Below are 24933 nucleotides of genomic sequence, written 5' to 3'. Positions count from 1 at the left end.
GCGCATCCACAAGCCGTTCACCGGCCGGTACGGCCCTGTGCGACGCCGCCGCCCACGGTGACCACGTCGCCGATCACGATCACGGCGGGGGGACGTACGCCTTCCGCTTCCACGACGTCCGCGACGGTCGCCAGCGTGGCGTCCACCCGGCGCTGCGCGGCCGTCGTGCCCTCCTGCACCACGGCCACGGGTGTGTCGGCGGACCGGCCGCCCGCCACCAGCGTCGCCGCGATCGGGCCGATCCGCTCGACCGCCATCAGCAGCACGAGGGTGCCGCGCAGCCGGGCCAGCGCCGTCCAGTCGACCAGCGAGCGCGCGTCGTCGGGCGCGACATGGCCGCTGACCACCGTGAACTCGTGGGCCACACCCCGGTGCGTGACCGGGATACCGGCCGCGCCCGGCACGCTGATGGAGCTGGAGATGCCGGGTACGACGGTGACCGGGACACCGGCGGCGGCCAGCGCCTCGGCCTCCTCCATACCGCGCCCGAAGACGTACGGGTCGCCGCCCTTGAGCCGGACCACGGCCTTGCCCGCCCTGGCGTGCTCGATCAGCGCGCTGTTGATGGCCTCCTGGGCCATCGCCCGGCCGTACGGGATCTTCGCCGCGTCGATCACCTCGACGTGCGGCGGCAGTTCGTCCAGCAGGTCGCGCGGGCCGAGCCGGTCGGCGATCACCACGTCCGCCTCCGCCAGGAGGCGGCGTCCGCGCACCGTGATCAGGTCCGGGTCGCCGGGGCCGCCGCCGACCAGCGCCACGCCCGCCGTCCGCGTCCGGTGGTGCGGCGCCACCAGCGTGCCGTCCCGCAGCCCCTCGACGACCGCGTCCCGTACCGCCGCCGACCGCCGGGGGTCCCTGCCGGTCAGCACTGCCACCGTCACGCCCTCCGAACGGCCCGTCGCGGGCGTCCACGCCGTGGCCGCCTCCGCGTCGTCGCTGCGCACGCACCACACCCGGCGGGCCTCCGCCTCCGCGGACGCCGCCGCGTTCGCCGCCGCGTCGGTGCTCGCCACCAGGGCGTACCAGGCGCCCTCCAGGTCCCCGTCCTCGTACGGCCGCCGCTCCCAGCGCAGCTCGCCCGCGTCGGCCATCGCCTCCACCGACGGCGTCGCCGTCGGCGACACCACCACGATGTCCGCCCCCGCCGACACCAGCGCCGGAAGCCGCCGCTGCGCCACCTGGCCACCGCCGACCACCACGACGCGCCGTCCGGCGAGGCGCAGCCCTACGGGGTACGCCGGGGCGTCCTTGCGATCCATGCGGTCCGGCTCCTTCTCAACGGTTTCCACTGCGTGCGGCGATCCTACGTTCGGCCCCGGACCCGGTCGGCCCCACCGTGCCCGGCCGCGCGGTTCCCCGCGCCCTCCGGGACGCGTCCTCTTCCGCAGAAGGGTGAGCGGTCCTTCTTGGGGGCGCGGGGAACCGCGCGGCCGACCACGACACACCGCGACTGTGCACACCACAGCAGGCGGCACCTCCTGGGGGCGCGGGGAATTGCGCACTCGGCCAGGACGCACCGCGACTGTGCACGCCACAGCAGGCGGCACCCCCTGGGGCCACGACCGCGCCGCCGGGGTGCATGCCGCCGTCAGCGGCGCCCCCTGCGGGGAGGAGGAGCAGGGCCCGGTGAGGGCCTGAGCTTCAGGCGGCGGCACCCCGTGCGGGGGCTACCCCTTCTCGGTGACGCCCGCCGCGTCGAAGGTGGCGACTTCGTGCATGACGCGCGCCGCGCTCTGGACGAGGGGCAGCGCGAGCAAGGCCCCGGTGCCTTCGCCGAGGCGGAGGTCGAGGTCGACGAGAGGCCGCAGCCCCAGCGTGGTGAGCGCGGCGACATGACCGGGCTCGGCGCTGCGGTGCCCGGCGATGCAGGCGGCGAGCACCTCGGGAGCGATGGCGCGAGCGACCAGGGCGGCGGCACCGGCGCTGACGCCGTCGAGGATGACGGGGGTACGGAGGGCCGCGGCGCCGAGCAGGAGCCCGACCATGGCGGCGTGTTCGAGACCGCCGATGGCGGTGAGGACGCCGATGGGGTCGCCGGGGTCGGGCCGGTGCAGGTCGAGGGCGCGCCGGACGACCTCGACCTTGCGGGCGTGCATCTCGTCGTTGATGCCGGTGCCGCGCCCGGTGACCTCGGCGGGGTCGACGCCGGTGTAGACGGCGATGAGGGCGGCGGACGTCGTGGTGTTCGCGATGCCCATCTCACCGGTGAGCAGCGCCTTGTTGCCCGCGGCGACGAGGTCGCGGGCGGTCTCGATGCCGACCTCGATGGCGCGCAGCGCCTCTTCGCGGGTCATCGCGGGCCCCGCGGTGAAGTCGGCGGTGCCCGCGCGGACCTTGCGCGGCAACAGCCCCGGGGTGCTGGGCAGTTCGGAGGCGACGCCGACGTCCACGACGCAGACCTCGGCGCCGACCTGGTTGGCGAAGGCGTTGCAGACGGCGCCGCCGCCGAGGAAGTTGGCCACCATCTGCGCGGTGACCTCCTGCGGCCACGCGGTGACGCCCTGGGCGTGCACCCCGTGGTCGCCGGCGAAGATCGCCACGGCCGCGGGCTCGGGGATCGGCGGCGGGCACTGCCGCGAAAGCCCGCTGAGCTGCGCGGAGATGATCTCCAGCATGCCCAGCGCGCCCGCCGGTTTCGTCATCCGCTTCTGCCGCTCCCACGCCTCGCCGAGCGCCTTGGCGTCCAGCGGGCGGATGCCGCGCAGCGTCTCTTCCAGCAGGTCGTGCGGCTCCTCGCCGGGCAGCGCGCGGTTGCCGTACTCCTCGTCGTGCACGACCCACGACAGCGGGCGGCGCTGCGACCACCCGGCCTGCATCAGCTCGGGCTCGTCGGGGAATTCGTCGACGTACCCGACGCACAGGTAGGCGACGACCTCCAGGTGCTCGGGCAGGCCGAGCTCGGTGACCATCTGGCGCTCGTCGAAGAAGGAGACCCAGCCGACGCCGAGTCCTTCCGCGCGGGCGGCGAGCCACAGGTTCTCCACGGCGAGCGCGGAGGAGTACGGCGCCATCTGCGGCTGCGTGTGGCGGCCGAGGGTGTGCCGACCGCCACGGGTGGGGTCGGCGGTCACCACGATGTTGACCGGGGTGTCGAGGATCGCCTCGATCTTCAGCTCGCGGAACTGCCGCGCCCGGCCCTTGGGGAGCGACTTGGCGTACGCCTCCCGCTGCTGCATGGCCAGTTCGTGCATCTTCTCGCGGGTCTTCGCCGACCTGATGACGACGAAGTCCCACGGCTGCGAGTGCCCGACGCTGGGCGCGGTGTGCGCCGCCTCCAGGACGCGCAGCAGCACGTCGTGCGGGATCGGGTCGGAGCGGAAGCCGTTGCGGATGTCTCGCCGTTCGCGGATCACCCGGTGCACGGCGTCCCGGACGGCGGGCTCGTACGCCTCCGCCGCGGGCCCCTGCTGCGGGGCGACCGCGACCGGCAGCGGCTGGGCCTCTTCGGCCTCGGCGACAGCGGCGGCGACCGGCTCGGGGGCGACGGGCTCCGCGACGACGGCCTCGGGTACGGCCTCCACGGGCGCGGCCTCGGCTTCGGGAGTCGCCTCGGCTTCGGGAGTCGCCTCGGGCGCGGTCTCGGCCGACTGCGCCGGAGCAGCGGCCTGTTCCGGTACGTCCGCCGGTTCCGGCACGGCGACCGGCTCGGCCGCGGCGGGCGCGGGCGTCCCCTCGGCGGGCGTCTGCCGGACGGCCTCCACGGGTACGGCTTCCACGGGCGCGGCCTCGGCCGGCGCCGCTTCCACCGGTACGGCCTCGGGCAACGGCGCCGGAGCCTGTACGGCCGCCGACGGCTGCTGCTCGGGCGCGACGTGCGGCGCCTCCTGCTCGACCGGGGCCGCGGGCGCGGCCTGCTCGGGAGCGGGCGCGTACTCGGCTGCGACGGGCTGAGCGGGCGGCACGGGCCGGACCGGCTCGACGGCCACGGGCTGCGCCACGGCCTCGGGCTGCGCCACGGCCTCAGGCTGCGCGGCGGGTTCGGGCTGCGCGGCGGGTTCGGGGACGGCCACCGGCGCCGGGGCCTGGGCCGGGACGGCGGCGACCGGGGCGGCGGCGACCGGAGCCGCGGTCTCCTCCGGCGCGTCGTCGGGCGCGAGGAACGCGCGCAACGGGTCAGCGGGCCGCGGCGGTACGACGCTGTCGGCGTGCGGGATCAGCGACGGCTGGGAGGCGGCGGGGGCGGCGGGCCAGCCGCCGACCTGCTCGGCGCCCGCCGTACCGGAGGCGGGAGTCCGGTCCGCGGCCTCGCCGGTCTGCTGGGCCGGGATGCCGGAGGTGTCGTCCTGAGGCACGTCGAGGTATTCGGGGCCGGAGGTCGGCGGGCCCGAGGCCCGTACCGGGGTCTGCGCCGGTGCCTGGGCGTGCGCGGGACCGCGGTCGGCCAGGGAGCGTACCGAGACGCCCCCGCCGATGCTGTCGGGCATCGGCGGGCCCATGTGCAGCGGGCGGCGCGGCGCGGCGGTCTGGGCGGCCTGGGCGCCGGCCGGCTGCGGCACACCGGCAGACGGCATCGGGACCGCGCCCGTGTCGCCGGGGCCGGCGAACTCGGCGGCCGGGGCCGCGTGCTCGGTACCGGTGTCGAAGCCGTAGCCGGGCGCCGGATTCCCCGCGGCGGGCGTCGCGGCCTCGGCCACGGGCGGCACGGCCGGGGGCAGCGCCTCGCCGCCCTGCTGGGCGGCCTGCTGGACGTCCTGGGGCACGCCCTGCGGGAACGGCTGCGGCGCGAGCACCGCCGCGTAGTCGATGGAGCCGGAGTCCCGGCCGCCCGCCTCGTGCGCGTCGGCGTGGGCCGGTACGGGCTGCGGCGGCACCGGCTGCGGGTCGCTCCAGGACCCCTGCGGGCCAGGCATGAGCAGCACGTCGTCCTCGTCGTCGATGCCCGCGCCGGGAGCGGCGGGCTGGTCGAGGTAGGTGTACGCGGGTGCGCCCTGTTCGTCGGGAAGCGGTTCCGCGCCCCAGCCGGGGACGGACGGCTGCGGTACGGCAGTGCCGGGAAGCTCGGAGTGCGGCTGGCGAACCGCTTCCCCGACTGCGTTCTCCGGCAGCCCCTCGCCGGGGATCCGACCGGTGTCCGTCATGCGTGCCCCTCGCCCATCGGTTTCGCTCCTTCCAGCGCTGCACCGCGCGCGGCCCGACCCCCTCACGCAAGAGAACGAGCGTGCGGAGCAGCGGGCACGTGAGCGCCGGACGCCGCGGTTCTCGACGACCCGTCAACGCACGACGACGGCACAACGATCCGCCAGCCTACCCCGCTCGGCGCGGCGGCCCGTCCGGTGGTCCGCACCTCGGGACGCCCCGCGTACGATGCCCCGACACACGTCCGCGACCGGCGCAAACGCCTTCTGCGCAGGCGTTTTTGATCATGCACAGATCAGCGGCGCGTGCCGCAGAGGGCAAAGGTCACCGAGCGTTCCCGCTCGGCCCACTCGGAATCCAGTTCGACGGATTGCAGGAGAGCGCGTTCCACCTCGTAACCGCCTTCCTCCAGTGCCCTGCTGACCGCTTCGGCCTCGTCGCGGGTGGTCGCGCCGGTCACGATCCGCTCCGGGCGGCGGGCCGCGCAGGCGGCCGTCACCTCGGCGTCGACGCACCCGATCCGTACCGCGTCGGGCTCCGGAAGGTCGTCCAGCACTTGGGGCGCCGGGCCGTGTACGACCTGGAGTTGGACCCCGGCCCTGCGGCCGGTGGCGGTGATCCAGTCGCACGCGTCGGCGTCCCGGTCGACGGCGATGACGGCGGCGCCGAAGCGCGCGGCCTCGACGGCGACGGCGCCGTCCGCGGAGCCGATGTCCCACACGAGGTCGCCGGTGCGCGGGCCGAGCCGGGCGAGTTGGAAGGCGCGCAGATGCGCCGAGGTGTCGCCGCCGTATTCGGACGAGGGCAGCGCCCAGCCGCGGACCGGGCCGGGAAATCCGGGGTCGCGCCCGGCGATCCAGCCGCCGCGCTCCGCCGACGGTACGCCGAGACCGGCCGCTCCCGAACCGGCGGAGGTGGTGCCGCCGACGACCAGGACGACGTTCGGATCGCGCCAGATGTGGTCGGCGACGTTGTCGGAGGTGAGAACTGTCACCTGCTCCTGCTCGGTGCCGAGCGCTTCGCAGATGACGAAGGTGCGGTGGACTCCGGTGAGCAGCAGGGAGAGTTCGACCGGGCCCGCGCCGGGCGCGGTGAGCACGGCGACCTTCGGGTAGGCGCGGCAGACGTTGACCGCGCGGCGCAGGGAGCGGCCGTGCGCGACCACCACGCGGGCGTCGTCCCAGGGCATTCCGGCGCGGGCGAAGGCGGTGGCGACGGCGGAGACGCCGGGGATGACCTCGATCTCCAGGCCGTGTTCCGGCGCCCGCAGCGCGCGGACGACGCCGAAGAAGCCGGGGTCGCCGTCGGCGAGTACGACGGCGCTGCCGCGGTGCTTGGCGATCCTGCGGGCGGCGATCTCGATGCTGCCCAGCACGATCCGCTCGGCGTGCTCGGGGACGTGCGACAGCGCGAGATGGTGTTTGGTGCCCGCGACCAGGGTGGCGGCGTTCAGTGCGGCGCGGGCCGCGTCGGACGGAGGTGAGCCGTCCCATCCGATCACGGTGACCCGGTCGGCCATCGTCGTCTGCCTCCATGGCTGTGCGGATCGCTGCGGACCAGGTCACGGCACGGCGGCGTGGCGCGCCCCGGTCCCGGGGGGAGAACACTATCCGGGCCCGGGTGCCCGGGGACGAGGCGAGGGGGCAGGTATCCGCCACGGCGTCCTCGGAGCCGGTGGGCGGGAGGGCTCAGCGCCAGTCGGCGTACGCGCTGAAGTCGGCGTGGGCGTCGTATCCGCCGTCGCCGGAAGCCTGGCCCGGACCCTCGTCCAGGTCCTCGGGCAGCACGCTCCACACCAGCAGGTCGGTGCGGATCTCGGCCCAGCGGCCGTCCTCGGTCTGGCTGCGGACGATGCCCGCGTTGCGCAGTACGCCCTCGCTGACGCAGCCGATCTTCTGCGCGACCTGTTGGGAGGCGGTGTTGTCGGCCGCGGTGCGCAGCTCCAGCCGTTCGAAGCGCTGGTCGGTGAAGAGCCAGTGGCAGACGGCCTGCACCGATTCGCTGGCGTATCCCTCGCCGCGCGCCCAGGCGGCGGTGAGGTAGCCCACCTCGCTGCCGCGGATCCGCCAGTCGGTGTTGTGCAGGTGGACGGTGCCGACCAGCCGCTGGGTGAGGAATTCGGTGACGGCCAGGACGATGCCGCGGCCGGACTCGCGCTCGGCCGGCGCGGTCCTGGTGACGAACGCGCGGGCGTCGTCCTGCGAATACGGCTGCGGTACGCCGGTCCACGCGATGATCAGCTCGTCGTTCATCATCTCCGCCAGGGCGGGGATGTCGGCCTCCTCGTACGCGCGCAGCACCAGCCGCTCCGTACTGATGGAGATGTCCGGAAAGGTGGGCGTCATTCGCTGCTCCGTAACCAGGGCATGTGTGGATTGCACAGCATGCAGCATCCCGCACGGCATGGGCCGGGCAGGGTCGCCGGGGCGGGAGTGGGGTGCGCGGCGGCGAACGCCCTTCCAGAGTAGGGCGAATGCCGGTCAGGGCGGGTATCCGTGAACGTCATCCGATCCTGCTACCGTCAGCCCGCGTGACAGTGCACCACGCAGCAGGAGTCGGCTACCAACGGGCAGCGGAGGTCTACGAGAGCTCCCGGCCCTCCTATCCGCTCGCCGCGCTCGCCGCGCTGGCGGACGCGTTGCCCCTGGAAGCGGGCCGTACCGTGGTCGATCTCGGCGCGGGCACCGGGAAGTTCACCCGTCTGCTGGCACTGACCGGGGCCGAGGTGCTCGCGGTGGAGCCGGTGAAGGAGATGCGGGAGCGGCTCGCCGAGCTGCTGCCCGCGGTCGCGGTGAACGCGGGGACGGCGGAGACGACGGGGCTGCCCGACGGCTGCGCGGACGCCGTGGTGGCGGCGCAGTCCTGGCACTGGTTCGAGGAGCCGGCCGCGCTGACCGAGGTGGAGCGGCTGCTGCGGCCGGGCGGCGCGCTGGCGCTGGTGTGGAACACCTTCGACACCTCGGAGCCGTGGATGCGCGACTTCCAGGACATCTACTTCCGGCTGGCGCCGCGCGATCTGCCCCGCCCGCCGCTGTCCTCCGGCCTCGGCGACGCGGGCTGGCGCAAGCCGTTCGAGTCGCGGCCCGGCTGGGGGGCGATCGAGGAGCGGCACTGGCCCAATCCGCACTCCACGACGGTCGCGGACATCGTCGACCGGATGATGTCGTCCAGCCATATCGCCGTCCTCGACGCGACCGCCCAGGGGCGGGTGCGCGCGGAGTTGGAGGCGGTGCTGGGGGCGCACCACGCGACGCGCAGCAGCGGCGCGATCGAGATGCCGTACGTGACGGACGTGTACTGGGTGCGGCACGGCTGAGGCCCCGCGCCCTCGGGGGGAGCGGGGCCCGTGCGCGGCGGTCAGGCCGCCGGGGCGCCGAAGGCCGGTATCACCGAGCCCTTGAAGGTCGTCTCGATGTACTGCTTCACCTCGGGCGAGTTGAGCAGTTCCGCGAGCTTCTTCACGCGCGGGTCGTTCTCGTTGCCCTTCTTGACGGCCAGGAAGTTGGCGTACGGGTTCCCGTCCGCCTTCTCCAGCGCCAGCGCGTCCTTGGCCGGGCTGAGGTCGGCCTGGATCGCGTAGTTGCCGTTGATCACGCCCGCGTCCACGTCGTCCAGGGAGCGCGGGAGCTGGGCGGCCTCCAGCTCCTTGAACTTCAGGTGCTTCGGGTTGGCCGTGACGTCGGCGGGGGTCGCGGTCTGGTCGGTGCCCGCCTTGAGGGTGATCAGGCCGTTGTCGGCGAGCAGCTTGAGCGCGCGTGCCTCGTTGGTCGTGTCGTTCGGTACGGCGACGCTCGCGCCGTCCTTGAGCGCGCCGATCGACGTGATCTTGTGGGAGTACAGGCCCAGCGGCTCCAGCTCGACGTTGACGACGGGCACGATGTGGGTGCCGTTCTTCTTGTTGAAGTCGTCCAGGTAGGGCTTGTGCTGGAAGAAGTTCGCGCCGACCTCGCCCTGCTCGGTGGCGGTGTTGGGCAGCACGTAGTCGGAGAACTCCTTGACCTGGAGGTCGAGTCCGGCCTTCTTCGCCAGGTGGTCCTTGACGTAGTCGAGGATCTGCGCGTGCGGGGTGGGGCTGGCCGCGACCACGAGCGGGCCGCTGGTGTCCTTGGCGCTCGCCTTGGAGTCGGAGTCGGAGCCGCAGGCGGTGAGGCCGAGCGAGAGCGCGGCGGCGGCGAGGACGGCGGCGGTGATGGTGGTGTTCTTTCGCACGAAAAGTGCCTCTTTCTGGTTTATCCGGGTCGTGCTGGGTGGTGCGGCGCCGCGACGCTGCGGTGCCAGGGGGACAGAAGCGGGTCGGGACGGGAGAGTCGGGCGGTCAGGAGGCTGTCGCCGGGCGCAGCAGGCGCAGCCGGGGGGCGGCGCCGGACCGGCCGCGGCGGGCGACGGTGCGGGCGGCGAAGTCCCCGACGAGCTGGACGAGGGTGACCACGACGACGAGCACGGCGACGATCACCCACATGAAGCCGGTCTCGAAGCGCTGGTAGCCGTAGCGCAGCGCGAGGTCGCCGAGGCCGCCGCCGCCGACCACCCCGGCCATCGCGGAGTAGCCGATCAGCGCGATGACGGTGGTGGTGGCGCTGGCGATCAGTGAGGCGAGCGACTCCGGCAGCAGCACCTTGCGGACCACCGTCCACGTACTGCCGCCCATCGCCTGGACGGCCTCCACCAGGCCGTGGTCCACCTCGCGGACCGCCGTCTCGACCAGCCGGGCGAAGAACGGGATCGCGCCGACGGCCAGCGGGACGACGGCCGCCTCCCAGCCGATGGTGGTGCCGACGATCGCCCGGGTGAAGGACATCAGGGCGATCATCAGGATCACGAACGGCAGCGACCTGCCGATGTTCACGACGACGCCGAGGACGCGGTTCACGGGCAGACAGCGCAGCAGGCCGCCCCGGTCGGTGAGGACCAGCAGGACACCGATCGGCAGCCCCGCGGCCACCGATATGACCGTGGCCCAGGCGACCATGCGCAGCGTCTCGCCACCCGCCTGCGTGAGCAGCGGGTGCATCTCGGACCAGGTCACTTCGCCGTCTCCCCGACCGTGTTCCCGGCCTTCTCCCCCGCCGTGTTCCCCACCGTGTTCCCCGCCGTGTTCCCCGCCGTGTCTCCTGCCGCGACCGGCTCGGCCTTGGCGGCGACGACGGCAACGTCCAGGCCCTGCTCGCGCAGGTAGCCGATCGGCACCACGTTGTCCTCGAAGCGGCCCGGCAGCTCGATCCGCATCCGGCCGATCTGCCGTCCGTCGTAGGTCTCCATGGCCGCGCCGAGGATGGAGATGTCCACGTTGTACGTGCGCGCCAGCCGGGAGATCACCGGCCGGGTCGCGCTGTCGCCGTGGAAGGTGAGGTCGACCACCGTACGGTCGGGGCCCGACGCGTCGCCGTCCACGGGGAACAGCTCGTCGGCCAGTTCGGAACCGGGGGTGGCCAGCAGTTCGGCCACGGTGCCTGACTCCACTACGCGTCCGCCTTTCATGAGTGCCGCCGAGTCGCAGACCTGCTTGACGACGTCCATCTCGTGGGTGATCAGCAGGACGGTCAGGCCGAGCTGCCGGTTGAGGTCGCGCAGCAGCCGCAGCACGGACCGGGTGGTCTCCGGGTCGAGTGCCGAGGTGGCCTCGTCGGAGAGCAGCACCTTGGGGTCGCCCGCCAGGGCGCGGGCGATGCCGACGCGCTGCTTCTGGCCGCCGGACAATTGCGCGGGGTAGGCGCGGGCCTTGTCGGACAGGCCGACCAGGTCGAGGAGTTCACCGGCCTTGCGGGCCCGCTGGCGGCCGGAGATCCCCAGGATCTCCAGCGGGAGTTCGACGTTGTCCTGCACGGTGCGCGAGGAGAGCAGATTGAAGTGCTGGAAGACCATGCCGATCCCGGCGCGGGCGGCGCGCAGGGCGGCGGGGGCGCGGTCGGAGCGTCCGGCCAGCGCGGTCAGGTCGCGGCCCGCCACCTCGACGGTGCCGGAGGTGGGGCGCTCCAGCAGGTTCACGCAGCGGATCAGGGTGCTCTTGCCCGCGCCGCTGCGGCCGACGACGCCGTAGACCTCGCCTTCGCGTACCCGCAGGTCCACCCCGTCCAGGGCGGTGACCTCACGGTCGCGCGAGCGGTAGACCTTTCTCAGGTCGGTGGTGGTGATCACAGGAGCGTCCATCGGGGTCGAGCGCGCGGCGGACGTACCACCGCGCACGGGGGCGTTCTTCTCGGGACGCGGCACGCGGCGGCACACCGGAAAGGGCGGCGGGCCTCAAAGGATTTCGGCGGCGCTCTGGGCGCTGCGCCGGTGCGTGACGCGGGGCACTCGCTTCGGGGCGCGAGGCGTGGAGGTGGGCCCTCGGTCAGTCACACATTCGACACGCACAACGAACACCGGGCGTGATCGCCTCGGTCGCGCGGCTGCGGCTGTTCGTCGTGGTCATGCGTTCCAGTAAACCAGACGGGTGGCCGCGTTCCGAAATCCGGTCCGATTGTTCATTATGCGGACACACTCACGGGGCCGCCCCGGCGGGCGGCCGGGCGGGCGGGGACGGGAGATCCGGGCGGGCAGGGGTGGGAGATCCGGGCGTCACGCCCCGTAATAGAGTCGCCGCATGCTCGACGCGGTCCTCATCACGGTCTCGGTCACGGCGCTGCTGCTCGCGGCGTGGTGCGGTTTCGCCGCGTACCGTGACCAGCCGACCAACGACTGGCACTTCATCGCGATGGCCGTGGTCACCGCGGCCGCGCTGGTGCAGCTCGTGATCGCGATCGTGCAGCTCGCCCGCGGCGACCGGCCGCAGCACGGGATGGCGGTCTTCCTCCCGTATCTGCTGGGCGCGGCCGTGACGATCCCGGCGGCGGCCTTCATGTCCCTTGCCGAGCGGACGCGTTGGGGCTCGGCGATCGTGGCGGCCGGCGGTGTGGTGCTGGCCGTGCTCGAACTGCGGCTCAACGAGATCTGGGGAGCCGGCCATGGCTGACGGCACACGCGCGACACGGGCACGGGCACGGACGAAGACGCTGACGAAGGGCACGGACGGCATGAAGGACACGGGGGACGGCACCGCGGCCGAGGCGGCCCAGGACGCGCCGGGGACGCGGATCGGCCAGGGCCCCGGCCGGCTGCTGCTCTCGCTCTACGCGGTCTTCACCGTCGCGGCGCTGTCCCGGTCGATCGTGCAGATCGCGACCAAGTACCACGAGGCACCGCTGGCGTACGTCCTGTCGGGCGTCGCGGGCGTGGTCTACGCGGTGATCACCGTCGCGCTGTGGAAGGGCGGCGAGGCGGCCCGCAAGGTGGCGCTGGTGTGCTGCTCGGCCGAGCTGGCCGGTGTGATCGCGGTGGGCACCCTGACGGTCGTGGACTCCTCGGCCTTCCCCGACGCGACCGTCTGGTCGGACTTCGGGATCGGCTACCTCTTCCTGCCGCTGGCCCTCCCCGTGGCCGGTCTGCTGTGGCTGCGCCGTGCCGCCCGCGAGGCGGGGCGGCCACAGGAACAGCAGACCGGGTCCGGGGCCTGATCCGTACGCGAGGCGCCGTGGAACGCGGCTCAGGCCGTGGCCGCGTAGCCCGCCGTGGCGGCGGCCTTCTCCATGGTCACCAGGCTCAGCCGACGGCTGACCGGCTCCGCGGCGCCCACCTGCTCGTAACCGAGCTTGCGGTACATCCGCAGATTGACCTGGCTGCGGTGGCCGGTGAAGAGCCGGTAGCGCTTGGCCTCCTCCTCGGCCGCCAGTCGCTCCTCGACGGCGTTGAGCAGCCGCCCGCCGAGGCCGTGTCGTTGAAGTCGCGGGTGGACGATCAGTTTCCCGATCCGCGCGGTGCCGTCGTCGTCGACGACTCCGCGTACCGAGCCGACGACCTCGTCGCCCAGGCGCGCCACCAGGACGCACCCCCCGGCGAGTTCGGCACGCAGCTCGTCCAGGGTCTGGGTGAGAGGTTCGATGCTGTAGTCGCCGTACAGCTCCGCCTCGCTCTGGTAGCAGAGGTACTGGAGTTTGAGGATCTTCTCGGCGTCCGAGTGCTCCGCCGTAGAGATGGTCACGCTCATGCCCATGCGCGCAGGCCTCCCCTTCGAATCCGTCCGGGCAGTTTGAGGGTGAGGTATGCGCCCGGAACGAGTGCCTGAACGGAGTTGGTGCGGATATGCGCCGCCTCCGTGGCGCCGATGATCGCACAAACCCTTCGGTGGGGTACCGCCTGCGCCCCACCCAGTTCAGTCTCGTACGGGCGCGCCAAGGGTGCCCACTGCCGCCGACTGTTTACCGTGCATTACCCCGTCTCACCGGGGATCCAACCCTCGAATTCAGGATCGTCCGAAGACAGCCGAGGCAGCGCGACCTCAGCGGTCCGATGCTGCCCTGTGAGATTCCCAACTCGCGGGAGATTTCCCGGTAAGTGGGGTCGGAACGGGACATCAGGGCCGTGACGACCTGCGGGCAGCGGCCGGGCAGCCGCCGTACCGCCGCCTGGACCGTACGGTGTTGCTCCGCCGCCAGCACCAACTCCTCGACCCCGCGCAGCTGCGCGGGCTGGCCCGCGGCGTCCGGGTCCCCGTACGGGCGTTCGCTGCGGATGCGGCGGGCGTGGGCGCGGGCCTCGGCGCGGACCGCGCGGCGCACCCAGCGGTCCGGCTCGGGCGGTGGGCCGCCCAGTTCCAGCAGCCGCAGCCAGACGGCCTGTTCGAGGTCGGCGGCCTCGACACCGCCGCCGGGCAGCGCCTCGGCCGCGGCCTCGGCGGCCAGCAGCGGCCCGAGCGGCGCGTAGGGGTCCGCGGGGGCGTCCGCGGGACGGCGGGCGCGGTCGTCGGCGTGCGGGGCCGCGGGCAGGTCGGGGTGGTCCATGGGGATCTGCATATCCGCTGGCACGAGACGGCCGCGCCGGGCGGTTGCCCGGCGCGGCCGTTTTCACCACATGGAGTGGCGGTGGCGGTTCAGGACGTCCGGGTTCAGGACGTCCAGAAGTCCTCGCGGGCCAGTACGGCGGTGTCGGCGTTGTCGGTGAACAGGCCGTCGATGCCGGTCGCGAACCACGTCTTGAAGGCGGCCAGCGGGTCGCCGTACGCGTTGGGGTCCGTGCCGACCTGGAAGTCGGCGGGCAGGAACTGGTTCTCGTTGCGCGCGGTGAAGGGGTGCAGCACCAGACCGGCCTTGTGCGCGTCCTTGACGACGGCGGTGGGCCGGAGCAGCCTGCCCGAGGCGTCGCGCGGGATGATCACGTCGGTGGTCGGGCCGATGCCCTGGGCGAATCCGGCGATCCAGCGCAGCCCGGCCGGGGTGACGAGGTCGGCCACGGTCCGCTTGTCGCCGGAGACGACGAAGTCCCAGGGCCGCGAGGTGAGGCCGTTGAGCAGGAAGATCTTGGGCGCGGCGCCGCCGAGCGCGCCGAGCCGCTGGAGGCTCTGCGCCTCGAAGGACTGGAGGAACTGCGGGGCGTCGGCGCGGTGCCTGCCGTACTGCTTGAGCAGCTTGATCAGCCGCTCCTCCAGCGGCAGGCCGATGCCGCGGAAGTACGTGGGGTGCTTGGTCTCGGTGTGCAGCCAGACCGGCTTGCCGCGCTTGCGGCCCTCGCGGTCGGCCCAGGCCAGCACCTCCTCGAAGGTGGGGATCGCCCAGCGGCCGTTGTAGACGGTGTTGCGCTGGCGGACGGCGGGCAGCCGTTCGACGGCGCGCAGCCGCTTGAGTTCGGCGAGGGTGAAGTCCTCGGTGAACCAGCCGGTGGTGGGGGTGCCGTCGATGGTCTTGGTGGTTTTGCGGCCGGCGAACTCCGGGTGGTCGGCGACGTCGGTGGTGCCGCCGATCTCCGGCTCGTGGCGGCAGACGAGGTGGCCGTCCCTGGTGGGTACGACGTCCTGCTCGACGACGTCCGCGCCGATCTCCAGCGCGTACTCGTAGGAGCCGAAGGTGTGCTCGGGCCGGTATCCGGCGCTGCCGCGGTGCCCGACGATGGTAGGGACCGGCAGCTTGGGCGCGCCGCCGTGGCCGGGGGCGCCGTGCCGGGGCCGGGCGGTGGACTGTTCCCGGGCCTGCGCCGTACCGGCCGTGCCGAGTACCGCGCCGCCCGCGCCGAGTGCCGCCGCGGACAGGACAGTGCGCCTGCCGAGGCCGGTCTTGTGCTGGTCATCCGTCATGCGCGCATCGTGCCGTGAAAGTCTGTCGCCCCGTCGACATCAGCCGTAACACACACCTAACGCGTGTCAACACTGCGTAGCGGACGTGTGAACCCGGCGTGCGGCGGGGCCCCGCGCGGAAGTATCGTCCTTGTGTACGGTGCGGCGTCCCGCGGTCCCGCCGGTCCTGCGGTCAGGCTGCCGTCGTACCGCGACATCGCAGCACCGCCGCCGTCCGTCCCGCCCAGGCGTGTCCGAACCGGAGGATCCGTTGTCCCGCATGTCCCGCAGCTTGCTCAAGGCGATTCTCGGAGTGCTCATGCGCGTCCTGTACCGCCCCGTGGTCGAGGGCGTGGACGGCATCCCCGGTGACGGTCCGGTGATCCTGGCCGGGAATCACGTCACCTTCGTGGACTCGATGTTCCTGTCGCTGGTGGTGGACCGGCAGGTGTACTTCATCGGCAAGGACGAGTACGTGACGGGCAAGGGCGTCAAGGGCCGGCTGATGGCCTGGTTCTTCACCACCTGCGGCATGATCCCGGTGGACCGGGACGGCGGCCACGGCGGTGTCGCGGCGCTGATGACCGGCCGCCGCGTGCTGGACGAGGGCAAGATCTTCGGCATCTACCCCGAGGGCACCCGTTCCCCCGATGGCCGTCTGTACCGCGGCCGGACCGGAATCGCCCGGTTGGCCCTGATGACCGGCGCCCCGGTGGTGCCCTTCGCGATGGTCGGCACCGACAAGGTGCAGCCCGGCGGCAAGGGGATGCCCCGGATCGCCCCGGTCACCATCCGCTTCGGCTCCCCGCTGACCTTCTCCCGCTACGAGGGCATGGACCGCGATCGCTATGTGCTGCGCGCCCTGACCGACGAGGTCATGAGCGAGGTCATGCGGCTCGGCGGCCAGGAGTACGTGGACATCTACGCGACGAAGGCCAAGGCCGCCTGACACAGCGGGGGCCGCGCCCGGCGCCCGCTGTGACATGGCGGGTTCGCGGGGGCCGGTTTCGCGGCTGGCGGTGGCCGGTTTGGCGGCTCGCCGCGGCCGGCTGATCGCGGGTGTCGACGACTGGACGGACTGCCTGATGCTGATGCAGCCCGGCCAGGTCGACGCGGCCTCGACCGACGACACCATCCTGATCGGACTGGCCGCGCGGGACCCCAACACCACACTGACCGGCCCACGTTTCACCGATGAGCCGCCCAGTACCGCGACTAGACGGCGTCGCCGTCCGCCCCGTCCCAGGCGTGCGCCCAGGTGTGCTGCACCGTCAGATCCGCCTTGATCTCGGCGAGTTGTACGGCGACGGCGGAAGGCGCCGTGCCGCCGCGTCCGTTGCGGGAGGCCAACGCGCCGGGGACGTCGAGGACATGGCGTACCTCGGGCGTCAGATGCGCGGAGATCTTCGCGAACTGCTCGTCGGTGAGCTGGTCGAGTTCGATGCCCTCGGCCTCGCAGACCTTGACGCACTCCCCCGCGACCTCGTGCGCGACCCGGAAGGGCACGCCCTGCTTGACCAGCCACTCGGCGATGTCGGTGGCGAGCGAGAAACCGGCCGGTGCCAGGGTCTCCATCCGCTCCCGGTGGACGGTGAGCGTGGCCATCATGCCGGTGAACGCCGGGAGCAGCACCTCCAGTTGGTCGCAGGAGTCGAACAGCGGCTCCTTGTCCTCCTGGAGGTCGCGGTTGTACGCGAGCGGCAGCGCCTTGAGCGTGGCCATCAGTCCGGTGAGGTTGCCGATGAGCCGTCCGGACTTGCCGCGCGCCAGCTCCGCGATGTCGGGGTTCTTCTTCTGCGGCATGATCGACGAGCCGGTGGAGAAGGCGTCGTGCAGGGTCACGAAGGAGAATTCCTTCGTGTTCCACAGGATGACCTCTTCGGCGATCCGGGAGAGGTTGACGCCGATCATCGCGGTGACGAAGGCGAATTCGGCGGCGAAGTCGCGGGACGCGGTGCCGTCGATGGAGTTGCCCACCGAGCCGTGCTGGAAGCCGAGTTCCTTGGCGACGGCCTCCGGGTCCAGGCCGAGCGAGGACCCGGCGAGCGCGCCGGACCCGTACGGGGAGACGGCCGTGCGGTCGTCCCACTGCCGCAGCCGCTCCGCGTCCCGTGACAGCGCCTGTACGTGGGCGAGTACGTGGTGTGCGAAGAGCACGGGCTGGGCGTGCTGGAGGTGGGTGCGGCCGGGCATCGCGGTGTCCGGGTGCGCCTCGGCGAGGCCGACCAGCGCGCTCTGGAGGTCGGCGATGAGCCCGCCGATGGTCCGCGCGTGGTCGCGCAGGTACATCCGGAAGAGCGTGGCGACCTGGTCGTTGCGCGAGCGTCCGGCCCGCAGCTTGCCGCCGAGGTCGGCGCCGACCCGCTCCAGCAGGCCGCGTTCCAGCGCGGTGTGCACGTCCTCGTCGGCGATGGCGCCGGCGAAGTCGCCGGAGGCCACGTCCGCTTCGAGCGCGTCGAGTCCGGCGATCATCCGGTCCAGCTCGTCGGCGGTCAGCAGCCCCGCCTTGTGCAGCACCCGGGCGTGCGCGCGGGAGCCCGCGATGTCGTACGGCGCGAGCCGGAAGTCGAAGTGCACGGAGGCGGAGAGCTTGGCCAGCGCCTCGGCGGGGCCGTCGGCGAACCGGCCGCCCCACAGCCGCAGGTTGTCGTTGCCGCCGCCGGGGCCGCCGGTGTTCGTGTCCGTCACTTCGTCAGGTCCCGCTTCGCGGCGATCTTGCTGGACATGCCGAAGATCTCGATGAAGCCCTTGGACAGCGACTGGTCGAAGGTGTCGCCGGTGTCGTACGTCGCCAGGTTGAAGTCGTACAGCGACTCGCCGGACTTCCGGCCGGTGACGACGGCCCGGCCGCCGTGCATGGTCATCCGGATGTCGCCGGAGACGTGCTCGTTGGCCTCGGCGATGAAGCCGTCGAGCGCCCGCTTGAGCGGGGAGAACCACAGGCCGTCGTAGACCAGTTCGCCCCAGCGCTGCTCGACCTGCCGCTTGTACCGGGCCAGTTCGCGCTCGACGGTGACGTTCTCCAGCTCCTGGTGCGCGGTGATCAGCGCGATGGCGCCCGGCGCCTCGTAGATCTCACGGGACTTGATGCCGACCAGCCGGTCCTCGACGATGTCGATCCGGCCGATGCCCTGGGCCCCGGCCCGCACATTGAGCTGCTGGATGGCTTCGAGCACGCTGACCGGCTTGCCGTCGATGGCCACCGGGACGCCCTGCTTGAAGGTGATGACCACCTCGTCGGCCTCGCGCGGCTCGGCCGGATTCTGCGTGTACTCGTACACGTCCTCGATCGGCGCGTTCCAGATGTCCTCCAGGAAGCCGGTCTCGACGGCCCGCCCGAAGACGTTCTGGTCGATGGAGTACGGCGACTTCTTGGTGGTCGCGATCGGGAGGTTCTTCTCCTCGCAGAAGGCGATGGCCTTGTCGCGGGTCATCGCGTAGTCGCGGACCGGCGCGATGCACCTCAGGTCGGGCGCCAGCGAGGAGATGCCCGCCTCGAACCGCACCTGGTCGTTGCCCTTGCCGGTGCAGCCGTGCGCGACGGTGGTGGCGCCGTGCTTGTTGGCTGCGGCCACCAGGTGCTTCACGATGGCCGGCCGCGACAGTGCGGACACCAGCGGATACCGGTCCATGTAGAGGGCGTTGGCCTTGATCGCCGGGAGGCAGTACTCGTCGGCGAACTCGTCCTTGGCGTCCGCGACCTCGGCCTCGACCGCCCCGCAGGCGAGCGCCCGCTTGCGGATGACGTCCAGGTCCTCGCCGCCCTGGCCGACGTCCACCGCGACCGCGATGACTTCGGCGCCGGTCTCCTCGGCGATCCAGCCGATGGCGACGGACGTGTCCAGACCGCCGGAGTAGGCGAGTACGACGCGCTCGGTCACGGGGCTCTCCTTACGATGCATACGCTGACTGGTATAAGTATGCACTCGACCGTATGCTTCGTCAACGCGGCAGGTCAGAGGGGGTGTGAGACCGTATAACCGGCCGGACCGGAGCTATGCCTCGCCCTGGGCGAGACGGAGCAGGTGGTCGGCGAGTTTCTGACCGCCGGCCGGGTCGCGGCTGATCAGGACGACGGTGTCGTCGCCCGCGATGGTGCCGAGGATGTCGTAGACCTCGGCCTGGTCCATGGCGGAGGCGAGGAACTGGGCGGCGCCGGGCGGGGTGCGGACGACGACGAGGTTGGCGGACGCCTCGGCGGAGATGAGGAGTTCGGCGGCCAGGCGCCGCATGCGCTCTTCCTTGACGGACTCGCCGAGCGGGGCCTGCGGGGTGCGGAAGCCGCCCTCGGAGGGGACGGCGTAGATGAGTTCGCCGTCATTGGTGCGGATCTTGACCGCGCCGAGTTCGTCGAGGTCGCGGCTGAGCGTCGCCTGGGTGACGCTCAGCCCGTCGTCGGCGAGCAGCTTGGCGAGCTGGCTCTGCGACCTGACCGGCTGGCGGCCGAGGATGTCCACGATCCTGCGGTGCCGCGCGGTACGGGTCTGCGGTACGGCCTGGCTGCCGTTGTGCTGCTGCGCCTCGGTCATCGTCGTGTCAACTCCGTCATTCTCCGGCTCCGCTCGCCCCGGAGGCCCGGTGCACCTGGTCGAGGACGCCGGGCAGCGCCTGGAGGAACGCGTCCGTGTCGTCGTCGCCGACGATCAGCGGGGGCGCGAGCCGTACCGTGTCGGGCACGGCGGCGTTGACCAGGAACCCGGCATCCTGAGCCGCCTTCTGGATCTGCGCTGAGAGCGGCTCGGTGAGCACGATACCCAGCAGCAGGCCCGAACCGCGCACATGATCGACCAACGGGTGTCGCAGCGCCTCGACGCCCTGCCGCAGCTTCTCGCCCTGCCGCTTGACGTGGTCGAGCAGGCCGTCGGCCGCGATCGTGTCGAGGACGGCGAGCGCGGCGGCGCAGGCGACCGGGTTGCCGCCGAAGGTGGTGCCGTGGGCGCCGGGCGTCATCAGCTCCGCGGCCGGGCCGAAGGCGAGGGCGGCGCCGATCGGCAGGCCCGCGCCGAGGCCCTTGGCCAGGGTCACCACGTCCGGCTCGACACCCTGTGCCTGGCACTCGAACCAGTGGCCGGTCCTGCCGATGCCGGTCTGCACCTCGTCGAGCACCAGCAGCGTGCCGGTGGCCGCGGTGATCTCGCGGGCGGCGGCGAGGTAGCCGGGCGGCGGCACGACCACACCGTTCTCGCCCTGGATCGGCTCGATGATCACCAGCGCGGTGTCGGTGGTGACGGCCGCCCGCAGCGCGTCCGCGTCGCCGTACGGCACGTGCGTGACGTCGCCGGGCAGCGGCTCGAACGCCTCGCGCTTCTTGGGCTGGCCGGTCAGCGCGAGCGAGCCCATCGTGCGGCCGTGGAAGGCGCCGTCGGTGGCGACCATGTGCTGACGCCCCGTCAACCGGCCGATCTTGAAGGCCGCTTCGTTGGCCTCGGCGCCGGAGTTGGCGAAGAAGACCCGGCCGGGGCGGCCGGAGAGCTGGAGCAGCCGCTCGGCGAGCGCGACGGGCGGTTCGGCGACGAAGAGGTTGGACACATGGCCGAGCGAGGAGATCTGCCGGGTCACCGCCTCGACGACCGCGGGGTGCGCGGTGCCGAGGGAGTTGACCGCGATGCCGCCGAGGAAGTCGACGTACTCCTTGCCGTCGGCGTCCCAGAATCTGGCGCCCGCGCCGCGGACCAGCGGGATGCGCGGGGTGCCGTAGTTGTCCATGAGCGAGCCCTGCCAGCGCTGGGTCAGTCCCTCGTTGCCGCTCACCGCGCTTCTCCTTCTCCCTGGTCGGATACGGTGCCCGCGGCCGGTGCGCCGGCCGCGTCGGTGACGTCGTCCGGCACGACCATCGTGCCGATGCCCTCGTCGGTGAAGATCTCCAGCAGGATCGAGTGCTGGACCCGGCCGTCGATGACGCGGGCGGTGTTCACGCCGTTGCGCACGGCGAACAGGCAGCCCCGCATCTTGGGGACCATGCCGCTGGACAGGTCGGGCAGCAGCTTCTCCAGCTCCGTCGCGGTCAGGCGGCTGATGACGTCGTCGCTGTTCGGCCAGTCCTCGTACAGGCCCTCGACGTCGGTGAGGACCATCAGCGTCTCGGCGCCCAGCGCGGCGGCCAGGGCGGCGGCGGCCGTGTCGGCGTTGACGTTGTAGACGTGGTGATCGTCTGCGGAGCGCGCGATGGAGGAGACGACCGGGATACGGCCGTCGGCCAGCAGCGCCTCGATCGCGCCGGTGTCGATGGCGGTGATCTCGCCGACCCGGCCGATGTCGACCAACTCGCCGTCGATACGCGGGCGGTGGCGGGTGGCGGTGATGGTGTGGGCGTCCTCGCCGGTCATGCCGACGGCCAACGGGCCGTGCTGGTTGAGCAGTCCGACCAGCTCGCGCTGGACCTGGCCCGCCAGCACCATCCGGACCACGTCCATCGCCTCGGGCGTGGTCACCCGCAGCCCGGCCTTGAACTCGCTGACCAGGCCGTGCCGGTCGAGCTGCGCGTTGATCTGCGGGCCGCCGCCGTGCACGACGACCGGCTTGAGGCCCGCCTGCCGCAGAAAGACCACGTCCTGCGCGAAGGCGGCCTTCAACTCCTCGTCCACCATGGCGTTTCCGCCGAATTTGATGACGACGACCCTGCCGTTGTGGCGGGTCAGCCACGGCAGCGCCTCGATGAGGATCTGGGCCTTGGGCAGCGCCGTGTGCTTGCGCGCGGTGGGCCGGCCCTCCGGCTTCGCGGCTCCGGGGTTCCGATCGTCGGTCATGAGCTGTACGCGCTGTTCTCGTGGACGTAGTCGGCGGTGAGGTCGTTCGCCCAGATCACCGCGGACTCCGTACCGGCCGCGAGGTCCGCCGTGACGACCACCTCGCGGAACCGCATGTCGACCAGGTCGCGGTCCTCGCCGACCGAGCCGTTCCTGCACACCCACACGCCGTTGATGGCGACATTGAGCCGGTCGGGCTCGAAGGCGGCCGAGGTCGTGCCGATCGCGGACAGCACACGGCCCCAGTTGGGGTCCTCGCCGTGGATCGCGCACTTGAGGAGGTTGTTACGGGCGATGGAGCGGCCCACCTCGACGGCGTCGTCCTCGGAGGCCGCGTTGACGACCTCGATCCTGATGTCCTTCGAGGCGCCCTCGGCGTCGCCGATGAGCTGGCGGGCGAGGTCGCCGCAGACCGCGCGGACCGCCTCGGCGAACTCCTCGTGCTCCGGGGCGATTCCGGACGCCCCCGAGGCCAGCAGCAGCACGGTGTCGTTGGTCGACATGCAGCCGTCGGAGTCGATCCGGTCGAAGGTCAGCCGGGTGGCGGCGCGCAGCGCCGTGTCCAGGGCGGGGGCTTCCACGTCGGCGTCCGTGGTGAGGACGACCAGCATGGTGGCCAGGCCCGGCGCGAGCATGCCCGCGCCCTTGGCCATGCCGCCGACGGTCCAGCCCGCGCCGCCCGCGACGGCCGTCTTGTGCACGGTGTCGGTGGTCTTGATGGCGATGGCGGCCTTCTCGCCGCCGTACTCGGACAGTTCGGCCGCGGCCTTCTCGACTCCCGGCAGCAGCTTGTCCATCGGGAGCGGCAGACCGATCAGGCCGGTCGAGGCGACCGCGATCTCGCCCGCGCCGTGGTCGTCGGCGCCGAGGACCTCGGCGACCTTCTCCGCGGTCGCGTGCGTGTCCTGGAAGCCCTGCGGGCCCGTACAGGCGTTGGCGCCACCGGAGTTGAGGACCACTGCGGCGACGGAGCCGCCCTTGACGACCTGCTCCGACCAGAGCACCGGCGCGGCCTTCACGCGGTTGGAGGTGAAGACGCCCGCGGCGGCGCGGCGCGGTCCGGTGTTGACCACGAGGGCCAGGTCCGGGTTGCCGTTCTCCTTGATCCCGGCGGCGATCCCCGCCGCCGTGAATCCCTTGGCTGCCGTGACACTCACTGCTTCTCCTCGTTCCCTTCTCCGCCCGCCCGGCACGAACCCGCGCCGATCGTCGTTGCCTGCCGCCCGGCGGCCTCGCGTGCGTCGGTCACCGGTTCTCCTCGTTCCCTTCTCCGCCCGCCCGGCACAGAGCCGCGCCGCGCGTCACGGTGCGACTCCGATGGTGGAGAGTCCTGTCGCCTCGGGGAGTCCCAGGGCGATGTTCATGCTCTGCACCGCGCCGCCGGCGGTGCCCTTGGTCAGGTTGTCGATGGCGCTGATCGCGATCAGGCGGTGGGTGCTCTCGTCGTACGCGATCTGGATCTGGACGGCGTTCGAGCCGTAGACGGCGGCGGTCGCGGGCCACTGCCCCTCGGGGAGCAGGTGCACGAACGGCTCGTCGGCGAGGGCCTTCTCGTACGCCGCCCGCAGGTCGTGGCCGGTGACGCCGGGGCGGGCCTTGGCGCTGCACGTGGCGAGGATGCCGCGCGGCATGGGGGCGAGGGTGGGCGTGAAGGACACACTGACCCGCTCGCCGGCCGCCGCGCTGAGGTTCTGGATCATCTCCGGCGTGTGCCGGTGGCCGCCGCCGACTCCGTACGGGCTCATCGAGCCCATCACCTCGGAGCCGAGCAGATGCGGCTTGGCCGCCTTGCCCGCGCCCGAGGTGCCGGAGGCCGCGGTGATGACGGCCTCCGGCTCGACCAGCGCGGCGGCGTACGCGGGGAACAGCGCGAGCGAGACCGCCGTCGGGTAGCAGCCGGGCACCGCGACGCGCTTGGACCCCTCCAACGCGGCGCGGGCGCCCGGCAGTTCAGGCAGCCCGTACGGCCAGGTCCCGGCGTGCGGGCTGCCGTAGAACCTCTCCCAGTCGGCGGCGTCGGTCAGCCGGAAGTCGGCGCCCATGTCGACGATCAGCACCTCGTCGCCGAGCTGCGCCGCGACCGCGGCGGACTGGCCGTGCGGCAGCGCGAGGAAGACCACGTCGTGTCCCGCCAGCACCTCCGCCGTGGTCGGCTCCAGCACCCGTCCGGCCAGCGGCAGCAGGTGCGGCTGAAGCGCGCCGAGCCGCTGCCCGGCGTTGGAGTTCCCGGTCACCGCCCCGATCTCGACCTCGGGGTGCCCCGCGAGCAGGCGCAGCACCTCCCCGCCCGCGTACCCGCTGCCCCCGGCCACCGCTGCCCGCACCACCATCGAACCCTCCTCGTCAATGGCATGACTATACGTTTCAACGCAGTATTATGCAAAGGTTCCGTCGCCCCGCCTACCGGCACTTCCCCCGTTGCTAGGCTCCGCGCATGCCGAACCTGGGGCCCGTCGTCTGGCCGCCCGAGCCGATCAGGACCGCGAGGCTCGTACTGCGCGGGTCCGAGGCGCGTGACCGGGCGGCGTTCATCGAGCTGCTGGCGTCGCCGGAGGTGCATACCTACCTCGGCGGCCCCCGGCCGCGTGCCGAGCTGGAGCGCGAGCTGCCCGAGGTGCCCGAGCAGTGGCCGGGAAGCTTCGTCGTGGAGCTGGACGGCGCGATGATCGGCCAGCTCCTGCTCAGGCGAGCGGCGGAGAGCCACCGCCCGGCCGCCCGGGGGAAGGCCGATCTCGGCTATCTGTTCCTGCCGCGGGCGTGGGGCCTCGGGTACGCCACCGAGGCGTGCGCGGCGGCGCTCGACTGGTTCGACGGCGTCCTGCCCGGCGAGCCGGTGATCCTGGCCACCCAGAGCGCCAACCTCGCCTCGATGCGCCTCGCGGCCAAGCTCGGGTTCACCGAGGTGGAGCGGTTCCACGCCTGGGACGCCGAGCAGTGGCTGGGCCTGCGCCCGCCGCTCCCGGCATCCGCGTAGGACCGAGGGCCCCGGTCGCAGCGGCCGAGCCGTACGTCGGCGCGGCCCTCGGCGGA

General features: G+C 72.6%; 22 protein-coding genes. 5 read left to right on the top strand and 17 right to left on the bottom strand.

Translation table 11 applies throughout. The features are described from left to right. Positions 1-17 precede the first annotated feature (17 nt). The 4 genes from cobA to ACIO6U_RS21790 all read right to left on the bottom strand — a co-directional run bounded on the left by cobA (position 18) and on the right by ACIO6U_RS21790 (position 7421). Positions 18-1259 (bottom strand): uroporphyrinogen-III C-methyltransferase, encoded by a 1242-nt coding sequence (gene cobA / locus ACIO6U_RS21805; RefSeq protein WP_355332608.1) that lies wholly within the window; start codon positions 1257-1259, stop codon positions 18-20. A 408-nt stretch (positions 1260-1667) separates the two neighbouring features. Continuing rightward, positions 1668-5078, bottom strand: coding sequence for a nicotinate-nucleotide--dimethylbenzimidazole phosphoribosyltransferase (gene cobT, locus ACIO6U_RS21800; RefSeq protein WP_401721417.1), 3411 nt, complete (start codon positions 5076-5078; stop codon positions 1668-1670). Between the two features lie 293 nt (positions 5079-5371). Continuing rightward, complete coding sequence (gene cbiE / locus ACIO6U_RS21795; protein ID WP_401307028.1) at positions 5372-6595, bottom strand: precorrin-6y C5,15-methyltransferase (decarboxylating) subunit CbiE; 1224 nt, start codon at positions 6593-6595, stop codon at positions 5372-5374. A 169-nt stretch (positions 6596-6764) separates the two neighbouring features. Further along, positions 6765-7421, bottom strand: a complete 657-nt coding sequence (locus tag ACIO6U_RS21790) for a GNAT family N-acetyltransferase (RefSeq protein WP_401307025.1) — start codon at positions 7419-7421, stop codon at positions 6765-6767. Positions 7422-7606: 185 nt separating this feature from the next. Between ACIO6U_RS21790 and ACIO6U_RS21785 the strand changes: the two genes are divergently transcribed. Next, positions 7607-8392 (top strand): class I SAM-dependent methyltransferase, encoded by a 786-nt coding sequence (locus tag ACIO6U_RS21785; RefSeq protein WP_355332619.1) that lies wholly within the window; start codon positions 7607-7609, stop codon positions 8390-8392. A 41-nt stretch (positions 8393-8433) separates the two neighbouring features. On the opposite strand, the gene ACIO6U_RS21780 is transcribed toward ACIO6U_RS21785, so the two are convergent. From ACIO6U_RS21780 to ACIO6U_RS21770, 3 genes are all read right to left on the bottom strand, one after another. After that, positions 8434-9285 carry a MetQ/NlpA family ABC transporter substrate-binding protein gene (locus ACIO6U_RS21780; protein WP_391126216.1) on the bottom strand — a complete coding sequence of 284 codons (852 nt, stop codon included), beginning with the start codon at positions 9283-9285 and terminating at the stop codon, positions 8434-8436. A gap of 106 nt (positions 9286-9391) precedes the next feature. Then, on the bottom strand, positions 9392-10102 hold the full coding sequence (locus ACIO6U_RS21775) for a methionine ABC transporter permease (protein WP_355332624.1): 711 nt from the start codon (positions 10100-10102) through the stop codon (positions 9392-9394). Further along, a complete protein-coding gene (locus tag ACIO6U_RS21770) occupies positions 10099-11211 on the bottom strand; it encodes a methionine ABC transporter ATP-binding protein (RefSeq protein ID WP_401721411.1) in 1113 nt (370 codons plus the stop codon). The genes ACIO6U_RS21775 and ACIO6U_RS21770 overlap by 4 nt, the downstream gene beginning before the upstream one ends. 448 nt (positions 11212-11659) lie before the next feature. Between ACIO6U_RS21770 and ACIO6U_RS21765 the strand changes: the two genes are divergently transcribed. Continuing rightward, the gene (locus tag ACIO6U_RS21765; RefSeq protein WP_401307017.1) at positions 11660-12028 is read left to right on the top strand and encodes a hypothetical protein; all 369 of its coding nucleotides are present in this window, start codon (positions 11660-11662) and stop codon (positions 12026-12028) included. Next, on the top strand, positions 12021-12569 hold the full coding sequence (locus ACIO6U_RS21760) for a hypothetical protein (protein ID WP_391046519.1): 549 nt from the start codon (positions 12021-12023) through the stop codon (positions 12567-12569). Before ACIO6U_RS21765 ends, ACIO6U_RS21760 begins: the two co-directional genes overlap by 8 nt. A gap of 29 nt (positions 12570-12598) precedes the next feature. On the opposite strand, the gene ACIO6U_RS21755 is transcribed toward ACIO6U_RS21760, so the two are convergent. From ACIO6U_RS21755 to ACIO6U_RS21745, 3 genes are all read right to left on the bottom strand, one after another. Next, complete coding sequence (locus ACIO6U_RS21755; RefSeq protein WP_355332631.1) at positions 12599-13105, bottom strand: GNAT family N-acetyltransferase; 507 nt, start codon at positions 13103-13105, stop codon at positions 12599-12601. 205 nt (positions 13106-13310) lie between these two features. Next, positions 13311-13892 (bottom strand): sigma-70 family RNA polymerase sigma factor, encoded by a 582-nt coding sequence (locus ACIO6U_RS21750; RefSeq protein ID WP_401721406.1) that lies wholly within the window; start codon positions 13890-13892, stop codon positions 13311-13313. A 104-nt stretch (positions 13893-13996) separates the two neighbouring features. Beyond that, positions 13997-15178, bottom strand: coding sequence for a glycerophosphodiester phosphodiesterase (locus ACIO6U_RS21745; RefSeq protein ID WP_401721403.1), 1182 nt, complete (start codon positions 15176-15178; stop codon positions 13997-13999). Between the two features lie 259 nt (positions 15179-15437). Here ACIO6U_RS21745 and ACIO6U_RS21740 point away from each other — a divergent pair, with 259 nt between their 5' ends. Beyond that, positions 15438-16106, top strand: a complete 669-nt coding sequence (locus tag ACIO6U_RS21740; RefSeq protein ID WP_355332639.1) for a lysophospholipid acyltransferase family protein — start codon at positions 15438-15440, stop codon at positions 16104-16106. A gap of 266 nt (positions 16107-16372) precedes the next feature. Here the strand turns inward: ACIO6U_RS21740 and argH are convergent, their stop codons facing one another. The 7 genes from argH to argC all read right to left on the bottom strand — a co-directional run bounded on the left by argH (position 16373) and on the right by argC (position 24233). Next, a complete protein-coding gene (gene argH, locus ACIO6U_RS21735; protein WP_401721400.1) occupies positions 16373-17845 on the bottom strand; it encodes an argininosuccinate lyase in 1473 nt (490 codons plus the stop codon). Continuing rightward, positions 17842-19038, bottom strand: a complete 1197-nt coding sequence (locus tag ACIO6U_RS21730) for an argininosuccinate synthase (RefSeq protein ID WP_355332643.1) — start codon at positions 19036-19038, stop codon at positions 17842-17844. Before ACIO6U_RS21730 ends, argH begins: the two co-directional genes overlap by 4 nt. A 114-nt stretch (positions 19039-19152) precedes the next feature. Beyond that, positions 19153-19686, bottom strand: coding sequence for an arginine repressor (locus tag ACIO6U_RS21725; protein WP_188280110.1), 534 nt, complete (start codon positions 19684-19686; stop codon positions 19153-19155). Positions 19687-19702: 16 nt separating this feature from the next. Next, complete coding sequence (locus ACIO6U_RS21720) at positions 19703-20908, bottom strand: acetylornithine transaminase (RefSeq protein WP_391046505.1); 1206 nt, start codon at positions 20906-20908, stop codon at positions 19703-19705. Then, complete coding sequence (gene argB / locus ACIO6U_RS21715; protein ID WP_391160881.1) at positions 20905-21903, bottom strand: acetylglutamate kinase; 999 nt, start codon at positions 21901-21903, stop codon at positions 20905-20907. The genes ACIO6U_RS21720 and argB overlap by 4 nt, the downstream gene beginning before the upstream one ends. Continuing rightward, positions 21900-23060, bottom strand: a complete 1161-nt coding sequence (gene argJ, locus ACIO6U_RS21710) for a bifunctional glutamate N-acetyltransferase/amino-acid acetyltransferase ArgJ (RefSeq protein ID WP_391160883.1) — start codon at positions 23058-23060, stop codon at positions 21900-21902. The genes argB and argJ overlap by 4 nt, the downstream gene beginning before the upstream one ends. A 144-nt stretch (positions 23061-23204) precedes the next feature. Continuing rightward, entirely contained in the window at positions 23205-24233 is a 1029-nt protein-coding gene (gene argC / locus ACIO6U_RS21705) for an N-acetyl-gamma-glutamyl-phosphate reductase (protein ID WP_355332655.1), read from the bottom strand. Positions 24234-24337: 104 nt separating this feature from the next. Between argC and ACIO6U_RS21700 the strand changes: the two genes are divergently transcribed. Further along, positions 24338-24877 (top strand): GNAT family N-acetyltransferase, encoded by a 540-nt coding sequence (locus tag ACIO6U_RS21700; protein ID WP_401721394.1) that lies wholly within the window; start codon positions 24338-24340, stop codon positions 24875-24877. Positions 24878-24933: the final 56 nt, after the last annotated feature.

Origin of the sequence: Streptomyces sp. NPDC087422 (assembly GCF_044744145.1) — a bacterium.
Classification (GTDB): Bacteria; Actinomycetota; Actinomycetes; order Streptomycetales; family Streptomycetaceae; genus Actinacidiphila.
Note: the sequence above shows the minus strand (reverse complement) of the source record. Positions and strands in the feature narration are given on the sequence as shown.